This window comes from Devosia oryzisoli (assembly GCF_014837245.1).
GTDB lineage: Bacteria > Pseudomonadota > Alphaproteobacteria > Rhizobiales > Devosiaceae > Devosia > Devosia oryzisoli.
Genome location: NZ_JACYFU010000001.1, coordinates 983,603 through 1,003,493, shown reverse-complemented (window position 1 = coordinate 1,003,493; position 19,891 = coordinate 983,603). Strand labels below are relative to the sequence as shown.

General features: G+C 65.3%; 16 protein-coding genes and 2 tRNA genes. 11 read left to right on the top strand and 7 right to left on the bottom strand.

All coding sequences use genetic code 11. The features are described 5' to 3' along the window. The first annotated feature begins 31 nt into the window (after positions 1-31). The 3 genes from tgt to map are packed head-to-tail and all read left to right on the top strand — an operon-like array spanning position 32 to position 3,583. Positions 32-1,159 carry a tRNA guanosine(34) transglycosylase Tgt gene (gene tgt, locus IC608_RS05035; RefSeq protein WP_191773201.1) on the top strand — a complete coding sequence of 376 codons (1,128 nt, stop codon included), beginning with the start codon at positions 32-34 and terminating at the stop codon, positions 1,157-1,159. Positions 1,160-1,182: 23 nt separating this feature from the next. Then, positions 1,183-2,844, top strand: coding sequence for a glucose-6-phosphate isomerase (gene pgi / locus IC608_RS05030; RefSeq protein ID WP_191773200.1), 1,662 nt, complete (start codon positions 1,183-1,185; stop codon positions 2,842-2,844). Beyond that, on the top strand, positions 2,828-3,583 hold the full coding sequence (gene map / locus IC608_RS05025) for a type I methionyl aminopeptidase (protein ID WP_191773197.1): 756 nt from the start codon (positions 2,828-2,830) through the stop codon (positions 3,581-3,583). The genes pgi and map overlap by 17 nt, the downstream gene beginning before the upstream one ends. A 1-nt stretch (position 3,584) precedes the next feature. Here the strand turns inward: map and IC608_RS05020 are convergent, their stop codons facing one another. From IC608_RS05020 to IC608_RS05005, 4 genes are all read right to left on the bottom strand, one after another. Continuing rightward, positions 3,585-4,112, bottom strand: a complete 528-nt coding sequence (locus IC608_RS05020) for a hypothetical protein (protein WP_191773194.1) — start codon at positions 4,110-4,112, stop codon at positions 3,585-3,587. 54 nt (positions 4,113-4,166) lie between these two features. Continuing rightward, positions 4,167-4,328 carry a hypothetical protein gene (locus IC608_RS05015; protein ID WP_191773191.1) on the bottom strand — a complete coding sequence of 54 codons (162 nt, stop codon included), beginning with the start codon at positions 4,326-4,328 and terminating at the stop codon, positions 4,167-4,169. Between the two features lie 36 nt (positions 4,329-4,364). Further along, positions 4,365-4,439, bottom strand: a tRNA-Lys gene (locus tag IC608_RS05010). Positions 4,440-4,494: 55 nt separating this feature from the next. After that, complete coding sequence (locus IC608_RS05005) at positions 4,495-5,289, bottom strand: SPOR domain-containing protein (RefSeq protein ID WP_191773189.1); 795 nt, start codon at positions 5,287-5,289, stop codon at positions 4,495-4,497. Positions 5,290-5,421: 132 nt separating this feature from the next. Between IC608_RS05005 and glmU the strand changes: the two genes are divergently transcribed. Together glmU and glmS are read left to right on the top strand one after the other, a co-directional pair. Beyond that, positions 5,422-6,774, top strand: coding sequence for a bifunctional UDP-N-acetylglucosamine diphosphorylase/glucosamine-1-phosphate N-acetyltransferase GlmU (gene glmU, locus IC608_RS05000; protein ID WP_191773186.1), 1,353 nt, complete (start codon positions 5,422-5,424; stop codon positions 6,772-6,774). A 1-nt stretch (position 6,775) separates the two neighbouring features. Beyond that, positions 6,776-8,602, top strand: coding sequence for a glutamine--fructose-6-phosphate transaminase (isomerizing) (glmS, locus tag IC608_RS04995; RefSeq protein WP_191773183.1), 1,827 nt, complete (start codon positions 6,776-6,778; stop codon positions 8,600-8,602). Positions 8,603-8,620: 18 nt separating this feature from the next. Here glmS and recG read toward each other — a convergent pair whose 3' ends face one another. Next, positions 8,621-10,729: an ATP-dependent DNA helicase RecG gene (gene recG, locus IC608_RS04990; RefSeq protein ID WP_191773181.1), complete on the bottom strand. Its 2,109-nt coding sequence runs from the start codon at positions 10,727-10,729 to the stop codon at positions 8,621-8,623. Positions 10,730-10,871: 142 nt separating this feature from the next. Here recG and IC608_RS04985 point away from each other — a divergent pair, with 142 nt between their 5' ends. From IC608_RS04985 to IC608_RS04970, 4 genes are all read left to right on the top strand, one after another. Beyond that, positions 10,872-11,030 (top strand): hypothetical protein, encoded by a 159-nt coding sequence (locus tag IC608_RS04985; RefSeq protein WP_191773178.1) that lies wholly within the window; start codon positions 10,872-10,874, stop codon positions 11,028-11,030. Positions 11,031-11,111: 81 nt separating this feature from the next. Then, positions 11,112-11,390 carry an FAD assembly factor SdhE gene (locus IC608_RS04980; RefSeq protein ID WP_191773174.1) on the top strand — a complete coding sequence of 93 codons (279 nt, stop codon included), beginning with the start codon at positions 11,112-11,114 and terminating at the stop codon, positions 11,388-11,390. Further along, on the top strand, positions 11,387-14,878 hold the full coding sequence (mfd, locus tag IC608_RS04975) for a transcription-repair coupling factor (protein ID WP_191773171.1): 3,492 nt from the start codon (positions 11,387-11,389) through the stop codon (positions 14,876-14,878). The genes IC608_RS04980 and mfd overlap by 4 nt, the downstream gene beginning before the upstream one ends. A 145-nt stretch (positions 14,879-15,023) precedes the next feature. Further along, positions 15,024-15,755, top strand: coding sequence for an invasion associated locus B family protein (locus IC608_RS04970; protein ID WP_191773169.1), 732 nt, complete (start codon positions 15,024-15,026; stop codon positions 15,753-15,755). Between the two features lie 55 nt (positions 15,756-15,810). Here IC608_RS04970 and IC608_RS04965 read toward each other — a convergent pair whose 3' ends face one another. Then, on the bottom strand, positions 15,811-16,974 hold the full coding sequence (locus tag IC608_RS04965) for an FAD-dependent monooxygenase (RefSeq protein WP_191773166.1): 1,164 nt from the start codon (positions 16,972-16,974) through the stop codon (positions 15,811-15,813). Positions 16,975-17,190: 216 nt separating this feature from the next. Between IC608_RS04965 and IC608_RS04960 the strand changes: the two genes are divergently transcribed. Both IC608_RS04960 and IC608_RS04955 read left to right on the top strand, forming a co-directional pair. Continuing rightward, the gene (locus IC608_RS04960; protein ID WP_191773164.1) at positions 17,191-18,162 is read left to right on the top strand and encodes a quinone oxidoreductase family protein; all 972 of its coding nucleotides are present in this window, start codon (positions 17,191-17,193) and stop codon (positions 18,160-18,162) included. A 43-nt stretch (positions 18,163-18,205) separates the two neighbouring features. Next, a tRNA-Ser gene (locus IC608_RS04955) sits at positions 18,206-18,295 on the top strand. Between the two features lie 50 nt (positions 18,296-18,345). Here the strand turns inward: IC608_RS04955 and IC608_RS04950 are convergent. Then, positions 18,346-19,803, bottom strand: coding sequence for a xylulokinase (locus IC608_RS04950; protein ID WP_191773161.1), 1,458 nt, complete (start codon positions 19,801-19,803; stop codon positions 18,346-18,348). Between the last annotated feature and the right edge of the window lie 88 nt (positions 19,804-19,891).

Genomic DNA, 19,891 nt, shown 5'->3' with positions numbered 1-19,891 from the left:
CAACCGTCGCAACGGGCTAGAAGCTGCCGCCATGAAGCAAGTCACCTTTTCCGTTCTGGCCACCGATGGCATGGGCCGCCGTGGCCGTATCGACACGCCGCGCGGCGAGATCAACACCCCCGCCTTCATGCCGGTGGGCACGGCGGGCACCGTCAAGGCCATGTACCCCGAGCAGGTGCGCGAGACCGGCGCGGAAATCCTCCTGGGCAACACGTATCACCTGATGCTCCGCCCGGGCGCAGAGCGGGTCGCCTCGCTCGGCGGGCTGCATGATTTCATGGACTGGCAGCGCCCGATCCTGACCGACAGTGGCGGCTTCCAGGTGATGTCGCTGGCCAAGCTGAGGAAGCTCACCGAGAAGGGCGTGACCTTCAAGTCGCACATCGACGGCTCCGCCTATGAGCTGACGCCGGAGCGCTCCATCGAAATCCAGACGCTGCTCGACAGCGACATCATCATGCAGCTCGACGAGTGCCTCGCTTTGCCGGCCGAGCGCAAGGAGATGGAGCGGGCCATGGAGCTGTCCCTGCGCTGGGCCGATCGCTCCAAGACGGCGTTCAACAACCAGCAGAACCGGGCCCTGTTCGGGATCGTGCAGGGTGGCGATGATCCCGAACTGCGGGCGCGCTCGGCGGCCGGGCTGAAATCGATCGGCTTCGACGGCTATTCCATCGGCGGCCTGGCGGTCGGAGAACCGCAGGAGGTGATGTTCCGTGTCCTCTCCGAGATTACCCCGGAACTGCCGCAAGACCGGCCGCGCTATCTGATGGGCGTGGGCAAGCCGGACGACATCCTGGGCGGCATCGAGCGCGGGGTGGACATGTTCGACTGCGTCCACCCGACGCGGGCCGGGCGCCATGGCCACGCCTATACGCGGTTTGGCGTCATCAACCTGAAGAACGCCCGGCACAAGGACGACCCTCGTCCGCTCGACGAGGCTTCGCCCAATCCCAACTGCCGGCGCTGGAGCCGGGCCTATCTTCATCATCTGGTGAGGACGGAAGAGATTTTGGGCGCCATGGTCCTTTCCCAGATCAACCTGCACTATTATCAAGAGCTGACAGCGGGGACGCGGCAGGCGATCGAGGCCGGCCGGCTGACCGATTTTGCCGCCGAAACCCGCGCGGCCTGGGCCGCCGGCGACCTGCCGACGCTCTAACCATTTACCAGGAGTTCCGTTTCATGGCTAAATCCGGGCGCAAGGCTGGCTTCGAGACGCTGGGCAAGCTCAGAAAGAAGATGGAAGACCGGCCGCTGCGGCTGCTGTTCGCCGAGGATCCGAACCGTTTCCAGCGCTTTTCGGCAACCGGGGCGGGCATCCTGCTCGATTATTCCAAGAACCGGATCGACGAAGACGTGATGGCGGCGCTGCTCGACCTGGCACGGGCCTCGGGCGTCGAGGAACGGCGCACGGCGATGTGCGAGGGTGAGCATATCAACATCACCGAAAATCGCGCCGTGATGCACATGGCGCTGCGCTATCAGGGCGACAGGCCCGTGATGGTGGACGGCAAGGATGTGATGCCGGACGTGCGCAAGGTGCTCGCCGACATCAAGGCCTATACCGACGCCGTGCGTTCAGGCGACATCCGCGGCCATGGCGGCGAGCAGATCACGGACGTGGTCAATATCGGCATCGGCGGCTCCGACCTGGGGCCGGCCATGGTGACGCTAGCGTTGGCGCCCTATACGCGGCCCGACCTGCGCGCGCATTATGTGTCCAACGTCGATGGGGCGCATATCCACGACACGCTCAAGGGACTCGATCCGAAAAAGACCCTGTTCATCGTTGCCTCCAAGACGTTTACGACCGACGAGACGATGACCAACGCGCACTCGGCCCGCGAATGGATCGCCGATACGCTGGGCGAGGAGGCCGTGCCCAACCACTTCGCCGCCGTCTCGACCAATCTCGAGGCCTGCGCCAAGTTCGGCATCCGGCAGGATCGCATTTTCGGGTTCTGGGACTGGGTCGGCGGGCGCTACTCTGTCTGGTCGGCCATCGGGCTGCCGGTGGCGATGGCCGTCGGCTACGACAACTTCGCCAAGTTCCTGGCTGGCGCCGACGCCATGGATCGGCACTTCCTCGAGACGCCGCTGGAAAAGAACCTGCCGGTGCTGATGGGCGTCATCGGCGTCTGGTATCGCAACGCCTGGGGCTTTTCGACCCATGCGGTGCTGCCCTATGACCAGCGCCTGAGCCGCTTTCCGGCCTATCTGCAGCAGCAGGACATGGAATCGAACGGCAAATCGGTGACGCTCAACGGCAAGGCCGTCGGGTGGTCCACCGGCCCCATCGTCTGGGGCGAACCCGGCACCAACGGCCAGCACGCGTTCTACCAGTTGATCCACCAGGGGACCGACGTCATTCCCTGCGACTTCCTGATCGCCGCCCAGCCGCACGAACACCTGCCGCCGCATCACGACAAGCTGGTGGCCAATGTTCTGGCTCAGTCCGAAGCGCTGATGCTGGGCAAGACCGAAGAAGAGGTGGTCGAGGAACTCAAGGCGCAGGGCCTGTCGAAGGCCGAGATCAAGGAGCTGACGCCGCACAAGGTGTTCCCGGGCAACCGTCCGTCCAACACGCTATTCTATCCGCAGCTGACACCCGAAGTGCTCGGCTCTCTGGTGGCGCTCTACGAGCACAAGGTGTTCGTGCAGGGCACCATCTGGAACATCAACTCGTTCGATCAGTGGGGTGTGGAACTGGGCAAGCAACTGGCCAAGGCGCTACTGCCCAAGGTGCAGGGCAAGGCGAGTGGAGAAGGGCACGACAGCTCGACGCAGGGACTGCTCAAATACTACCGCGCCAACAAGGCCGAGACGCATGACGATCACCACTGACGAGCAGCTCGAGCGGCTCAAGGCCATCGGGCGCGTCTGCGCCATCGCCCGCGAGGCCATGGCCGCGGCCATGCGGCCGGGCATGACGACGCTCGAGCTTGATGAGATCGGCGGAAAGATTCTGGCCGAGCATGGCGCCCGCTCCGCCCCGATTCTCACCTACGATTTTCCGGGGGTGACCTGTATCTCGGTCAACGAGGAGATCGCGCACGGAATTCCTGGGGATCGCGTGCTGCACGAGGGTGATCTCGTCAACATCGACGTCTCGGCGGAATTGGATGGTGTTTTTGCCGATTGCGGCGCGTCCTATGTGCTGGGCAAGGGCGACCCGCGGCTTGAAACGCTGTGTCGTGACGGCAAGAAGGCGATGTGGGCAGGCATCCGGGCCGTGAAAGCGGGGGCGCCGCTGGCCGATATCGGGACCGCCATCGGCAAGGTGGCCAAGAAGGGCGGCTATACCCTGATCCGCAACCTCGCCAGCCACGGCGTGGGTGACAGCCTGCACGATGAGCCGGGCGAAATTCCCACCTGGCCCGACCGCTCGGAACGCCGGCGCATCGGTAATGGGCTGGTCTTCACCATCGAGCCGTTCCTGTCGATGGGCGGCCAGATGGCCGAGCAGAAGTCGGATGACGACGAGTGGACGCTGACCGCCGAGCCGCTGGCGCCTTGCGTGCAGTATGAGCACACCGTCGTCGCCACGCCGCGCGGCGCGCTGGTGGTGACGCTGGCCGCCTAGTCTAGAGCCAGACCAGCAGCACCGGCCCGAGGACGATGAGGCCAAGGCCGATCACGAACCGGAGGTTGCCGAAGCGGCGCAGCGCCGGGACGCTCAGCATGCTCGACAGCACGAGGTAGGCAACGAGCGCGATGATCGCCGGCGCCAGTGGGCTGAGCGCAATCGGTACCTTTTCCGTCAATTGGAGGTAGATCATGTGGCCGCCGGCAAAGCCGAGCAGGGCAGTGATCACCACGGCGACGGCCTTGGCGGCGATCAGCAAGGCCATGTCCAAGGTCGTGCTGGTGAGGAGCAGCGCGATCCCCGATGCCGTGACATGCGTGGCGGCCAGGGTGGTGAAGAGCCCGCTATTGGCCAGCAGCGGCACCATTTCCGGCGGAGCGGAGAGCGGCAAGGAGCCGATCATGGGGAGGTTTCCACCATACTCGGCCAGCAACAGGATGCCGTAAAGCATTGCCAGGGTGCTGATCGCGAAGATGATCAGCACGGCAACGAGCACCTTAAGCAGGTCCATGGTGTCCTGGGACAAGGGGCTTCTCCTGGTGGCATCGCTGGCGCGACTATTACGGCGCGAAGCCGATTCTCAAAGCTGCCGATTGCGCAACGAGGTTCTGGTCATGGGCAAATCGCGGCGGCGGCCAAAGCGGATGCGGACAGGACGCCGGAACTCTTCCGAGAGCTCACCGGCATCGGCACGGTTGTCCAATTCGGCATAGGGATCAGGATCGTCGCTGGGCGGCTGCATGATGATTTCAACGCCGGGCGACGGCCATGAAGGGAGTGGTACGCCGGGCGGGGGTCGAACCCGCGACCATTCGATTAAAAGTCGAATGCTCTACCACTGAGCTACCGGCGCACATTGTGAACGCCATTTGGCGTCGCGGCGGAAAATAGCGGGACTTCCCCGCGTGTCAACCGCCTTCGCCGCTCTCCACGCCGGCGCTCGGGAGCTCGGTGCCCTGGTAGGGCATGGGCTGGCAGGCGATGGACACTTTTGCGAGCCGGTCGCACAGCGCCTGCGCCTCCTCTGCATCGCCAATGGGCCCGGCGATGAGATGCGTGCCCGAGCCGTCGGACGCATCGCCCAGCCGCGGCGCCATGCCGATGAGGAGAGGGCCGAACTTGGCTGTCAGCTCGTCCCAATAATCGGCAGCGTCCTCCGTGCCCACTGCCTCGCCCAGAGCGACGCCGAAGCCGGATGCGGGATCACCAATGCCATCCACGGGAGCGGGCAGGGGCTGGCTGGGGGTGGTGCCGGGCATGGGCGTGCGCCTGACGACGACGCTGCCGCCTTCCGCATCGAAGCGGTCGCCGCTTTCGGTCGTACCGATCGAGGCGGTGAGACTGCTCCGATCGATGGCGGCATCGTCTGGCAGCGCCTCGACCAGCTTGGGGACGGTCACCTCGAGGGCGCCGACCCGGCGCCGCGTTTCGGTTGCCGCCTGTTCGCCGATGGAAAAGCGAGACAGCAACTGGTCGTTGTCGTTGCGCAGCTTGCGCGACTCGTCGCGCAGGTCGGCCACCTGCAGGCGCAGCGCCTCAAGGGTTGGTCCTGAAAGTCGCGGCTGGTGCAGCGCCGCAACGATCCGCTGGGGCAGGAGGGCCGAGACATTGGCGCCGAAGACGGCCAGCGCGCCGCAGACAAGCGCGACAATGCCCCAGAGGGTGACATCCGATTGCCGGAATTGTTCCGATGCTTTAGCCAAGCCGACGTCCCCCGCGGCCCGCGAATCGGCGTCCCGCTGGACACCAGAGTGCGGCCTTTGTTATCGCTTCGCCAACTCTTGGCTGCAATATTGTTGTGAAAAGCTGCGCTTCGGCTGGCGGGTGGAGATCATATGACGGAGCTGCTTTCGATCATCCTGGCAGCAGGCGAGGGGACCCGCATGAAGTCGGCGATGCCCAAGGTGCTGCACCCGGTTGGCGGGCTGCCGATCGTCGCCCATGTTGCGCGCGCTGCGCGGCAAGCCGGCTCCTCCAGGATCGCTCTCGTAACGGGCCCCAGGCATCAGGCGATCAGGGATCGGCTCTCCGCCATCGATCCGCAGATCGTGCATTTCGAGCAGTCGGAGGCGCGTGGAACGGGGCATGCCGCTTCGATGGCGCGGGACCTTTTCGCCTCGGCCAATGGATATGTGGCCGTCGTTTACGGCGATCATCCCCTGCTGCGCGGCAGCAATTTCCGGGCAGTGCTCGATCGGCTCGATGCCGGACTGGATGTTGCGGTGCTGGGGTTCGAGCCGGCGGACCCGACCGGGTATGGCCGCTTCATTACCGATGGCGAACGGCTGCTGGCCATCCGCGAGCACAAGGATGCGACGGAAGAGGAGCGCGAGATCGGCCTCTGCAACGCCTGCATCCTCGCTTTCCGCGCCGAGGTGTTTCGCGATCTCATCGACAAGATCGACACCAACAACGCCCAGGGCGAGTATTATTTGACGGACCTGGTCGGCCTCGCCAACGCCGCCGGCAAGAAGGTGGGTTATGGCGTCGCTCCGGAGGTTGACGTGATGGGTGTCAACGACCGCAGCCAGCTGGCACGGGCGGAAGCGCTGTTCCAGGAGGTGCGGCGCGAGGACGCGATGAAGGCCGGCGTCACCCTGCGCGACCCCAAGAGCGTCTGGTTTTCGTGGGACACCGAGATCGGCCGCGACGTGACGATCTACCCCAACGTGGTGTTCGGGCCCGGCGTGAAAATCGGGGACAATGTCGAAATCCGCGCCTTCTGCGACCTGGAAGAGGTGTCCATAGGCGAAGGGGCCAGCATCGGGCCGTTTGCCCGTGTCCGCGGGGGCGCGGACCTTGGGCCGGGCGTCCATCTGGGCAACTTCGTCGAAGTGAAGAACTCCAGGATCGGCAGCGGCACCAAGGCGGGGCATCTGAGCTATCTGGGTGATGCCGAAATCGGCAGCAACACCAATATCGGCGCCGGCACTATCACCTGCAATTATGACGGCGTGAACAAGGACAAGACGGTGATCGGCGACCGGGTGTTCATCGGCTCCAATGCGTCGCTGGTGGCGCCCGTCACCGTCGGCGATGGCGCCTATACCGCCTCGGGAAGCGTCATCACCGACGATGTGCCGGCCGACGCTTTGGCGTTTGGCCGCGCCCGTCAGGAAACCAAGCCGGGCTACGCGCCGAAATTGCGCGAGAAGGCCCTCGCCAAGAAAGCCTCCAAGGGGAAATAGCATGTGCGGCATCGTTGGAATTGTCGGTGACGCGCCAGTGGCGGGCCGTCTGGTGGATGCGCTGAAGCGCCTAGAGTACCGCGGCTACGACAGCGCGGGCGTGGCGACGCTGGAAAGCGGCGACATTGCGCGGCGACGGGCCGAGGGCAAGCTGAACAATCTGGCGCAGAAGCTCTCGTTCGAGCCGCTGGAGGGCCATATCGGCATCGGCCACACCCGCTGGGCCACGCACGGCGCTCCAACGGAGCAGAACGCCCACCCGCACGCTACCGACAAAGTGGCCGTCGTCCACAACGGCATTATCGAGAATTTCCGTGAGCTGCTGGCCGACCTGGCGCGGGACGGATACGTGCCGGTTTCCCAGACCGATACCGAGTCCGTTGCGCTGTGGGCGACGCGGGAAGTCGACCGGGGCGCGGACCCTGAGCAGGCCGTGGCGCGCACGCTCAAGCGGCTCAAGGGCGCGTTTGCGCTCGCCTTCATGTTCAAGGGCCATGAAGGCCTGCTGATCGCCGCCCGGCACGGCGCGCCTCTAGCGGTCGGTTTCGGAACGACGGAGATGTATCTGGGGTCCGACGCGATGGCGTTGGCGCCGTTCACGGCGCGCCTGACGTATCTGGAGGACGGCGACTGGGCCGTCGTCACGCCGCGCGGTGTCACGATCCGCGACGGTCGGGACGTGCTGGTCGAGCGTGAGCAGATGCTGTCGCAGGCGTCGGCGCTGCTGGTTGACAAGGGCAACCACCGCCATTTCATGGCCAAGGAAATCTACGAGCAGCCGGAGACCATTTCGCACACGCTCAGCCACTATGTGGACATGGGAGCGGAAAAGGTCGCCATCCGCGAAACGCTGCCGTTCAATTTCGCCGACCTCACGCGGCTGACCATGAGCGCCTGCGGCACGGCCTTTTATGCCGGCGCCGTGGCAAAGTACTGGTTCGAGCGCTACGCGCGCCTTCCGGTCGATCTCGATGTGGCCTCGGAGTTCCGCTATCGCGAGCCACCGATGCAGAAGGGCGGGCTTTCGCTGTTTATTTCGCAGTCTGGGGAGACGGCGGATACCTTGGCTGCGCTGCGCTACTGCGCGGGGCAGGGCCAGCACGTCGCGAGCCTCGTCAATACGCTGGAATCGACGATTGCCCGCGAATCCGGGGTGGTCTTCCCGATCCTGTGCGGCCCCGAAATCGGCGTCGCCTCGACCAAGGCGCTGACGGCGCAACTGACCGCGCTGGCGAGCCTGGCGATCGCCGCCGGCCGCGCCCGGGGCTCGATCGACGAGGCAACGGAGGCGGAGCTGGTTCGGGCGCTCACCGCCCTGCCTTCGGCCGTGTCCGAAGCACTGGCGGCCGAAGACCAGATCCGGGACATTTCCAAGCGCCTCTCGAAGGCCAAGGATGTGCTCTATCTCGGCCGTGGACCGATGTTCCCTGTGGCGATGGAGGGGGCATTGAAGCTAAAAGAAATCAGCTACATACACGCAGAAGGTTATGCGGCAGGTGAGCTCAAGCATGGGCCGATTGCGCTTGTCGACGAGGCCATGCCGGTCATCGTCGTGGCGCCCTCGGACGAGCTGGTCGACAAGACGCTCTCCAACATGCAGGAAGTGGCGGCGCGTGGCGGCAAGATCATTCTTGTGACCGACGCCGAGGGCGCGCGCACCGTGGGGCATGGCGTGGCCGACATCATCGAAATTCCGCACGTCCACAGCTTCGTGGCGCCGATCCTGGCGACCATCCCTGTGCAGTTGATTGCGTACCACACCGCCGTCTTCATGGGCACGGACGTGGATCAGCCGCGCAATTTGGCGAAGTCGGTGACGGTGGAGTAGGGCCGGAAGCGGGCGACCTCAACCGGCCCGAATGAGCGGGATGGCGAGGTCCTTCCTGAACAGATAGAGCAGCGTCCGCGCCGCTTCGCCCTCGCTTCCGGTGAGGCCCGGATTGCGCTTGAGGAGGGCCTTGGCGTCGTCGTGGGCAAAGTCGAGCAGGTGCCGGTGCACGTCCGGTACGGCCAGACGATAGCCGGGCATGCCTGATTGGCGAGTCCCGAGCAGGTCGCCCTGACCGCGCAATTCCAGATCCCGCTCCGCAATGACGAAGCCGTCCTCGGTGGACTTGATGGTGTCGAGACGCGCCCTGGCCGTTTCGCTGAGCGGATCCTTGTAGAGCAACAGGCACGCCGAACGCTGCGAGCCGCGTCCGACGCGGCCGCGCAACTGATGCAGCTGGGCCAACCCGAAGCGCTCCGCGTGTTCGATGATCATGATGCTGGCATTGGGGACATCGACGCCCACTTCGATGACGGTCGTTGCGACCAGCAGCTTGATCTCGTTGGCGGCAAAGCGCTGCATCACGTCCTGCTTGGCCGCGGCCGACATGCGGCCGTGCACCAGTGCGACCTGAGTGCCGAAGATTTTTGCCAGTTCGGCGAACCGGTCCTCTGCGGACATGACTTCCAGCGTCTCGCTCTCCTCCACGAGGGGACAGACCCAGTAGGCCTGCGCCCCCTCGGCCAGGCGCGTCTGCAACCGGGAAACAACGCGATCGTACTCGGCAATGGAGGTGACGGCGGTATCGATCGGCTGTCGGCCGCGCGGCTTTTCGCGCAGCACGCTGACCGCCATATCCCCGAAATGGGTAAGGACGAGGGTGCGGGGAATCGGGGTCGCCGTCATCACCAAAAGGTCGGTGTGCTTGCCTTTGTCCGAGAGCGCCAGGCGCTGGTGGACGCCGAAACGGTGCTGCTCGTCCACGACGGTAAGACCGAGGTCGTTGAATTCGACGCCCGATTGAAAGAGGGCGTGCGTGCCGACGGCAATCGCGATGCTGCCGTTTGCGAGGCCGGCCAGAATGGCCTTGCGTTCGGCCGCAGGCATTTTCCCCGTCAGAAGGGAACAGCCGAGGCCCGCGGCTTCGCAGAGGGGCTTGAGCGTGCGGTAGTGCTGCGCCGCAAGGAGTTCGGTGGGCGCCATCAGAGTGGACTGGGCGCCACTCTCGGCCATGGCGGCCATGGCCATCAGAGCCACCACGGTCTTTCCCGACCCCACATCGCCCTGCAGCAGCCGCGACATGCGGTCGGGCGCGGCGAGGTCGGCGCGGATTTCGGCAATGGCCTGCTCCTGTCCCCCGGTCAGCGCAAAGGGGAGGGCACTGCGAACCTGGTTTGTGATTTCTCCGGTGAAGCTGCGCGATCGGCCTCTGGCGGAAACCATGGTCGAGCGAAGAAGCTGAAGCGTGATCTGCCCGGCGAGATACTCGTCATAGGCGAGCCGCTGGCGGGCAGGCGCCAAGAGTTCACCCTCCTCGGGGGTTCGCGGGGTATGGACGGCCTTGAGGGCATCGGGAAAGGTCGGCCACTTGCGCAGGGCAAGGGTGTCCCGCTCGATCCATTCGGGGAGGGCAGGGATCGCGTCGACCGCCTGCCGCACCAGTTTCGAAAGGGCTTTCGAGGACAGCCCCTGCGTGAGCGGGTAGAGCGGCTCGACGAGCGGGAGGGTGGTGAAGTCCGCGGGCTCCACCACATAGTCTGGATGCGTGATCTGTTTTTCGCCGTTAAAGAAGGCGATCTGGCCCGATACATAGCGCTCTTCGCCGACGGGCAAGGCCTTTTCCACCCAACCGCCCTGCGCCCGGAAATAAACGAGCTGGATCTCTCCGGTCTCGTCATGCGCAAAGACGCGATGCGGAATGTGGGGCTTGCCGCGTGGTGGAGGCTGGTGCCGGTCGATGTGGAGGCGCAGCGTGACCGTCTGGTTCAGGTACGCCTCGGCTATGCCGACCTGACGGCGCCGGTCGACGATGCCGGAGGGCATGTGCATGAGCAGATCGAGCACCACCGCTTCCTGCCCCTGCGGCGCCCCGAAGTAGCGGTTGAGCAGGGCAGCCAGCTTGTCGCCCACGCCCTTGAGGGAGTGGATCGACCGGAACAATGGGGAAAGCGCGTCGGACCGCGGCACAAATTTTCCTTTCGAGCCGTTAGATTATCGGCGCGACTTGATATCGGACAATCGTCCAAGGGTGTGGAAGATAAAATTGTGGGTGTCGCTGACCCTTTCCCGCCGATCTGATGCGGACTAGGGTCCGACACCGGAGAAGGTGATGGATCGCATTTACGATTGGCTGCTGGCAGCGGGGTACCCGCGGGAGGGTGTCGACTGGATCCGCCGGCACCGGCTGCTCGTGCTGGTCGCGCTCGCCATCCTTGCCTGGCTGCCCGTGGTCCTCATTGTCTGGCTGTTCTTGCGGCTGCTCGGCTGAGCCGTGTTTGGTGCTGACATTGCCGGCACTCCCGCGTAAACAAGCGTCCAAATCGAGAACAATACGCATCATGGGTGTCATATGACCTCCGGTGAAGACATCGCCATTCGCCGCAAGCGGCTGCGCTATCGCGCCTGGCACCGTGGCACCAAGGAGATGGACCTGATCCTGGGGCCATTTGCCGACGCGCATGTGGACCAGTTCGATGATGCGCAACTCGACCGTCTCGAGGCGCTGATGGACGAGGAAGATCCGCCGCTGCTCACATGGGTGATGCGGCAGGAGGAACCTCCGGCCCACGTCGATCGTCTCTTTCTCGAAGCCCTGATCGCTGACCATCAGGCGCGGATTTCCTCATGAACGATCTCTCCTCCTTCGAACCGGCTGCCCGCACCATCGGCAATGTGCCCGATGGCATGCAGCCGCTCGTCCTGGCGCGCCTTGTCGAACAGCGCCTCAAGGACGCGCCCGACGATGCCGCCTCCGTCGTGTTCGTTGCGCGCGACGGGCGCCGCCTGCAGCGCATGGCTGAAATCCTGCAGATCATGTTGCCCGGTCACGCCGTGCTCACGCTGCCGGCCTGGGACTGCCTGCCCTATGACCGCGTTTCGCCCAATACCGTGACCATCGCGTCGCGGATGAGTACGCTGGCGGCGCTGGTCAGTGGCCAGCAGAAGGGCGTGGTGGTCCTGACGGCCGTCAACGCGCTGATCCAGAAACTGCCGCCCCGGGACGTTGTCTCCACCATGTCGTTCTCGGCAGTGGTCGGGCGCATCGTCGACAGCGAAAAGCTGATCGGCTGGGCGTCGAACAACGGTTATCTGCGGGTTCCGACGGTGCGGGAAAGCGGCGAATATGCCGTTCGCGGTGGCCTTATCGACCTATTCCCCGCGGGCGCGGAGTCCCCGCTGCGGTTCGACTTCTTCGGCAGCCAGCTCGAATCGATCCGCACATTCGATCCGGAAAGCCAGCGGACGACGGGAACGCTCAAGCGCGTCGACCTGACCCCGATCAGCGAGGTCGTCCTCAACGAGGAAACCATCCGGCGGTTTCGCCAGAATTACACGGCGACGTTCGGCGGCAATACCGTAGACGACACCCTCTATGCCTCCATCAGCGGTGGCGCGCGCTATTCCGGCACCGAGCACTGGTTGCCGTTTTTCTACGAACATCTGGATCGCCTCGCCGACTATACGGGCGATGCGCCCTTCGTCTTCGACGACCAGGTGAGCGAGGCCTACGCCGAACGGGCCGCCCAGATCCGGGACTACTACGAGGCACGGGAGGCCGCGCGGCTGGCTCCGGCAGTGGCTGGCGGCGGAGCGCCGTACAAGCCCGTCAATCCCGATCTTCTTTATGATCTCGATGTCGACCCGAAGCGGCTGGCCGGGGCGAGCGTGATCCGGCTTTCGCCGTTCCTCTCGCCCGACGAGCGGGCACAGGAGGATGCCGCGGGGCGTATCGCTCCCAGCTTTGCGGCGGAACGGCAGGCCTCGGACGTCAACCTGTTCCAGTCCGTGGTGGATCGCCTGCTCGATGAGCGGCGCAAGGGGCGCCGGAGCGTGGTGGCCTGCTGGAGCGAGGGCACGCGCGACCGCATGGCGCAGGTGCTCAAGGACCACGGCCTGACCAATCCGCGCCTCGCAGAAAACTGGCAGGACGCCGCGACGACCAGTGCAGCCACGACCTCGCTGGTGGTGCTGCCGCTCGAAAGCGGCTTCGAGACCAAGGACCTGCTCGTGCTGTCCGAGCAGGACATTCTTGGCGAACGCATTCTGCGCCCGCAGCGCAAGAAGAAGGCGCAGAACGCGCTGACCGAGGCGGCAAGCCTCAACGCTGGTGATCTGGTGGTCCATGTCGACCACGGCATCGGCCGCTTCCTGGGGCTCAAGGTCATCGAGGCCGGCGGCGCGCCGCACGAATGCGTCGAGCTGCAATATGCCGGTGACACCAAGCTCTACCTGCCGGTTGAAAACATCGAGCTCCTCACCCGGTACGGAGCCGACGAGGGCGATACCGTCCTCGATAAGCTCGGCGGCGTGGCCTGGCAGGCCAAGAAGGGCCGGCTCAAGAAGCGCATCCGCGAAATGGCGGAGCAGCTCATCAAGATCGCGGCGCAGCGCCAGCTCACCAAGGCGGACGTCATCGACATCAATTCGGGCGCCTATGACGAGTTCGCCGCGCGCTTCCCCTATGAAGAGACCGAGGACCAACTGACGGCCATCGAGGCGGTGTTCGACGACCTCACCTCGGGCAGGGTCATGGATCGTCTGGTCTGCGGCGACGTCGGCTTCGGCAAGACCGAAGTCGCGCTGCGCGCCGCTTTCGCCGTCGCCCTCTCGGGCAAGCAGGTCGCGGTCGTCGTGCCGACGACGCTGCTGGCGCGGCAGCACTTCAAGACCTTCGAAGAGCGCTTCAAGGGCCTGCCGGTGCGGGTTCGCCACGCTTCCCGGATGGTCAGCGCCAGCGAGTTGAAGGCCACCAAGGCGGGCCTCGCCGATGGCCAGGTCGACATTGTGGTGGGCACACATGCGCTCTTGTCCAAGACCATCAAGTTCAACGATCTGGGTCTGCTCATCATCGACGAGGAGCAGCACTTCGGCGTGGGGCACAAGGAGCGGCTCAAGGAGCTCAAGGCCAATGTCCATGTGCTGACGTTGACGGCAACGCCCATCCCGCGGACGCTACAGCTGGCCCTCACCGGCGTGCGGGACCTGAGCCTTCTCGCGACGCCGCCAGTCGATCGCCTGGCGATCCGGACGTTCATCTCGCCCTTCGACGCGCTCTCCATCCGCGAGGCGCTGCTGCGTGAAAAGTACCGCGGCGGGCAGAGCTTCTACGTCGTGCCGCGGATCAAGGACCAGCCCGACATTGCCGAGTTCCTGCGCCAACAGGTGCCGGAGGTGTCGTTCGTGGTGGCCAACGGCCAGATGCCCCCGGGCGAGCTCGACGACATCATGAACGCCTTCTACGACAACAAGTACGACGTGCTGCTGGCGACCACCATCGTCGAATCCGGGCTCGACATTCCCAATGCGAACACGCTGATCGTGCATCGCGCGGACAATTTCGGACTGGCGCAGCTCTATCAGATCCGCGGGCGTATCGGGCGGGCCAAGGCGCGCGCCTACGCCCTGTTCACCGTGCCACCAGACAAGAAGCTGACCGACACGGCTGAGCGCCGGCTGGGCGTGTTGCAGTCGCTCGAGAGCCTGGGGGCGGGGTTCCAGCTCGCCAGCCACGACCTCGACATTCGCGGCGCCGGCAATTTGCTGGGCGACGAACAGTCGGGCCACATCCGGGAGGTGGGTTACGAACTCTATCAGGCGATGCTCGAAGAGGCCGTGGCCAACCTCAGGTCCGGGGACGAGGAATACGAGGATCGCAACGAGTGGAGCCCGCAAATCTCGCTGGGCATGCCGGTGATGATTCCGGAGCACTACGTACCGGACCTGCAAGTGCGTATGCAGCTTTACCGCAAGCTGGGTGATCTCGATGACATGCGAGACATCGACGCGGCGGGTGCCGAGCTCATCGACCGGTTTGGTCCGCTGCCCGAGGAAGTTGAGGCCTTGCTCAAGGTGATCCTGGTCAAGGCGCTCTGCCGGCAAGCCAATGTGGAGAAGGTCGACGCCGGCCCCAAGGGAGCCGTGGTCACGTTGAGAAACAACGAGTTTCCCAATCCTGCGGGGCTGGTGCAGCTCGTATCGGACCTAGGCAACCAGGTGCGGCTTAAGCCCGATCAGAAACTCGTGTTCGTGCGCAACTGGCCGACCCCCGAGCAGCGCCTGAAGGGCACCGCCGCAATCCTCTCAAAGCTCGCAAAACTGGCGCAGGCGCAGGGTTGACGGGCGCGCGGTAACGCTGTGCCGGATAATCTTTTGGCAAGGGACATCGGTCATGTTATTGCCCGATTTGCGCCCTTGAAGGGCACTTCAGTTGAAGCGGTGGCCTGCGCGCCGCCGGGACCGCCAAGAAAGGCAAGGACGTTCTATGACTTTCAGGAAACCCATCGTCGCCGGATTCGCACTGGCTGCGCTCATGCTGTCCCCGCTCGCCACCTTTGCGCAGGACAGCCAAGCGCCGGCCGATGCTCCGGCTGCGGAGGCTCCGGCATCCGACGCCGCTGCTGCGCCGGCCGCTGGGCCCGCTTCGCAGAACTGGCTCAAGGTTTGCGATCCGCTCGAGAACGGGCAGAAGGCCTGTATCATGCGCCAGGTCGTCCTCGCGAACGGCCAGTTCCTTGGCTCGTTCCTGCTGCGTGACGACCCGGGCCAGGAGTCGCGTCTTCTGGCGGTGGCCGCCGTGCCGCTCGGGGTGCTGCTGCCGTTCGGGCTCACCTGGCAGATTGACGGCGCCAAGCCGATCCGCGTGCCCTACATGCTGTGCGACCCCACCTCGTGCGCGACCCAGCTCGTCATCAACGAGCAGTATGTGAACTCGCTCAAGAAGGGCAGCAAGCTCAAGCTGACGGCTAAGAACCGGCAGAACCAGGACCTGACCATCGAGATCAACCTGGCCGGCTTCACGGCCGCCTACGACAGCGACGAGGCGCTGACCTTCGACCAGTTCAACCAGCAGACCTCCGGCGAGAATGCTCTCGAGCAGGTGCTGCAGGATCGCGCTGAGCAGCTTCGGCAGCAGTTGAGCGAGGACGGGTCGGCTCCCGCCAGCGCGACCGACGCGGCGCCCGCTGAAGCGGCTCCTGCCGCGCCTGCCCAGTAGGCGGCGCACGAAAAAACCGTTCAGAAGGCGCGGCCCAGGCCGCGCCTTTTTTGTTTCAGGAGCGTCGCGCGCCCATGCCGAGTTGGAATGCGGCGCGCCGCAATGGCGGTGCGGATTTCAGCGCCCATAGCCCCGACGCGCGCACCAGCTGCGCGGGCACCATGTCGGCCAGCAGCGAGCGGAAAAGACCCTCCACCATCGCCCCGGTGCTCGCCAGATCGCCCATACGTCGCGCACTGTAGTCGAGGATGACCTTCTCGGCCCAATCGTGCTGTTCCCGGTCGACCGCCTCCAGGGCACTCACCAAGCCGGCGACATCACGAAGGCCCAGGTTCAGGCCCTGCGCACCGATGGGCGGGAAGGCGTGGGCAGCTTCGCCGACCAATGCGACGCCGTCACGCCCGGCCGTGGTCACGGAGAGGACGCTGAGCGGGAAGACAAAGCTCGGCGAGACGACCTCGATGGTGCCGAAGAGACGCTGCGACTTGGCGAGGATGGCGGAACGGAGGTGCTCGGGGCCCCCGGCCTGTGCAGCCCGCAGCACCGACTCTTCATCGATCCAGACCAGGTTCGCCCGATCGTCGCCGGCCGCCACAAGCGTGAACGGCCCGTGCGGATAGTGGAACTCGATGGAAGTCGTGCCGATGGGCCGTGCAAGCCTGAGGTCACACACCAGAGCGGCTTCGGTGAACGGGTGCTCACGCGGCACAATGCCCGCGGCGCCGCGCAGCATCGACTTTTTCCCGTCTGCGGCCACGATGAGCGGCGCCTTGAGCTCCTCGCCGTTGTCGAGCGTCAAGATACCCATGCCCTCGTCGCGGCGGAAGGATGCAGCGGTATGGGGCTGCGTTTCCAGTGTCTCTTTGGGGCCGGACGCCGAGAAGGCCTCCAGCAGGCGAGCATTGGGGAAATTCCATCCGAAGGCAAATAGGCCCGCCTCTGCCGCGTCGAAGAGCGTTTCCGGCGCGCGGATCAGGCGGGAGGTGGCGTCGATAATCCGGATTCTTGTCAGGGGATGGCCGATCTCGGCTGGCGCGGCGATGAGGCCCGCGCGCTGCAGGAAATCCACCGACGGCATCATCAGGGCGGAGGTGCGGCGGTCCGGTGGGGCAGGGGGCGCCAGGTGGAGGGTCTGCAGCCCCAGGCGGGCGATTGCGACGGCAGCCGCCGTGCCGGCAAGGCCACCCCCCACAACGATGACGTCAGCGTCACAGGTCATGTTTCTGGCCCTTCCCATTCCTTGTAGCGCGCGTTTCGGCCGACGGTCCGTGCGTCGGGGCGGCCGCTCTCGCCGGGCAAGACGTACCACCGCCTGCACCACGCGCCAATGCGGCGAACCGGACCAAATGCCCGAGCCGGTGTCGACAAGGGGCCGCCTCAGCACTACTGCTGCCATACGCCCGCGTCGCGCCCATCAAGACAAGGAATGGCAAAAATGTCGAAAGTCGTCGTCGTCAATCGCATCGGAGGCCCGGAGGTTCTTTCTGTCGAGGATCGGAGAATCGGCGAGCCCGGTCCGGGTGAAGCGCGCATCCGGCAGACGGCGATTGGCCTCAACTTCATCGACACCTATCAGCGTTCCGGCCTTTACCCCATGCAGGTGCCGTTCGTGGCGGGCAACGAGGCCGCCGGGGTGGTCGAGGCGGTGGGCGAAGGCGTCGAGGAAGTAAAGGTCGGCGATCGCGTCTGCTACCAGGGGGTTGCGGGCGCCTATGCCGAGCAGCGGCTGATTGCGGCGGCCAAATTGGTTCCCATTCCCGACGGCGTGGACGACAGGACCGCCGCGGCAGTTCTTCTCAAGGGGCTGACGGCTTTCTACCTGCTGTTCAAGACCTGGCCGGTGCAGAAGGGCGAGACGATCCTGTGGCACGCCGCTGCCGGCGGCACGGGACTGATCGGGACGCAATGGGCCAAGGCGCTCGGCGCCACGGTCATCGCCACCGCCGGGGGCCCGGAGAAGGTGGCCCTCGCGAGGCAACATGGCTGCGATCAAGTGATCGACTACCGGGCCGAAGGCTTTGCCCCGCGCGTTCGCGAACTCACCGGGGGGCGGGGCGTCGACGTGGTCTATGACGGCGTCGGCAAGGACACGTTCGAAGGCTCACTCGACTGTCTCCGCCCGCGGGGACTGCTGGTCAGCTTCGGCAATGCTTCAGGCGTTGTGTCCATTCCCGATCTTGGTTTGCTTGCCCGCAAGGGATCGCTCTATGTCACCCGGCCCACCGGCAATCACTATTTCGGGCAGCGGGCAGACCTTCTGGAGGGCGCGCGGGCGCTCTTTGGCGCGGTGGCCTCGGGGGCCATCCGCGTGGAGGCCGAGCGCACCTATCCCCTCGACGAGGTCGCGACGGCGCATCGAGCCCTCGAGGCGCGGGAAACCACGGGCTCGGTGATCCTGCTGCCCTGACCCACTGGACAGTGCGCGCAGCCCCCGCTAAACGCACACGGACGGGCAGGTGGCAGAGCGGTTGATTGCTCCGGTCTTGAAAACCGGCGAAGGTGCAAGCCTTCCGGGGGTTCGAATCCCTCCCTGCCCGCCAACCACCTGTGGCAAAAAGCGTCTCCATTATCTGCGCGCGGTTCGGACCGTTCAGCCCAGGAAACTCTGATTGAAGGGGCGGAGCGCCTGATAGAGGTCGCGGTAGTGGTGGTGCCGCTCGTCGAAAAGGCGGCGGCGCTGGTCGTCGGGTTCGAAAGTTTTCTCGAAGCGGACGAGTTCGCGCACGGCTGTCGGGAGTGATGGGAACGCGCCGCTGCCCACCCCGGCGATGATCGCGGCACCCAGCGCTGCGGCTGCGGGAATGCTGGTGCGGGTCAGCGGTTTGCCCAGCACATCGGCGCGGATCTGACACCACGCATCCGATCGGGCACCGCCACCGCCAATGTTGATTGTTTCGGGTACGATCCCCGCCGAGTGCTCCAGCGCCTCGAACGCCCAGCGCACCGAATGGGCAACGCCCTCCATCACCGACAGCGTCAATTGCTCGGGCCCGGAATTGGCGTCGAGCCTTGCAAACACCCCGCGCGACGCCGCATCCCAGATCGGCGCCCGCTCCCCGGCCAGATGCGGCAGGAAGAAGGGCGTCGACGCGTCCAGCGCCGTTCGAGACGCCTGATCGATCAACTCCGCCGGCGACCTGCCGAGCAAAGTGCTCAGCCACGTCAGCGAAGCGCCGCCCGATTGTGTCGGCGCGGCGTGCATGCGGATGCCATCATAGGAAGGGAACAGGATAACCCCTGGCGTGGGAATGACGGTGCTGGAAACGATTCCCGGGATTTCGCTGGTGCCCGATTGATACATGGCGTCGCCATCCGCGACGACGCCGCACCCGAACATCCCCGCCCAGGCATCCATGGCCCCGACCATCACCGGAGTTCCGGCGAAAGGCGTGCCCGAAGCCATCTGCCCCACCGTGTGGTGGAAGGGGTGCAGCGGTGGCAGTCTTTGCTCCGCGCCCGGAACCAGTTGGAGCAGCGCCGAGACATATTTGCCGCTGCTGTCCACCAGCCCGACGGCCGCAATGGCATCGCTCGCCACGGCGCCCGTCAGTCTCAAGGCCACGAAATCCTTGGGCAGCAGGACATGCCGCGTCGCCCGCCAATTGTCCGGATCCGTTCGCGCAACGTAGGCCATGCGCGAGAGGGCGTGGCTGGCATCGATCGGCACCGGGCCGCCGAACCATCTGATTTTCTGTTCTGCCGTCACCTGCCGGTCGAGCCGTGCCGCATCTTCTGCTGCGCGCGTGTCCTGCCACGTGATCGCCGGCCGGAGCGCTTGCCCCTGCGCGTCGACGAAGACGTGGGAATTGACCTGCGACGTCAGCCCGATCCCGATCACCCGCGCTGGGTCGATCACGCCGGAAAAATGGGCGAGCGCGCCGGATACGCCATCAAGCCAATCCTGGGGCCTCTGCTCGGCCATTCCCGGCGCGGTGCGCAAGGTGGGATGGGGATGCTCGAAGCTGGTCAATTGCCGGCCCGTCGCATCGATCAGCGTTGCCTTCGTTGCGGTTGTGCCGATGTCGATTCCGATCAGGCAGAAATCCATGGTCTCCGTTCCCCAAAATCCCGCTTGCTGTCCGGCAGACGCTCCTTATAGTGCCTTGAAGCACAAGGAAAACAACCGCTGGCTGCCC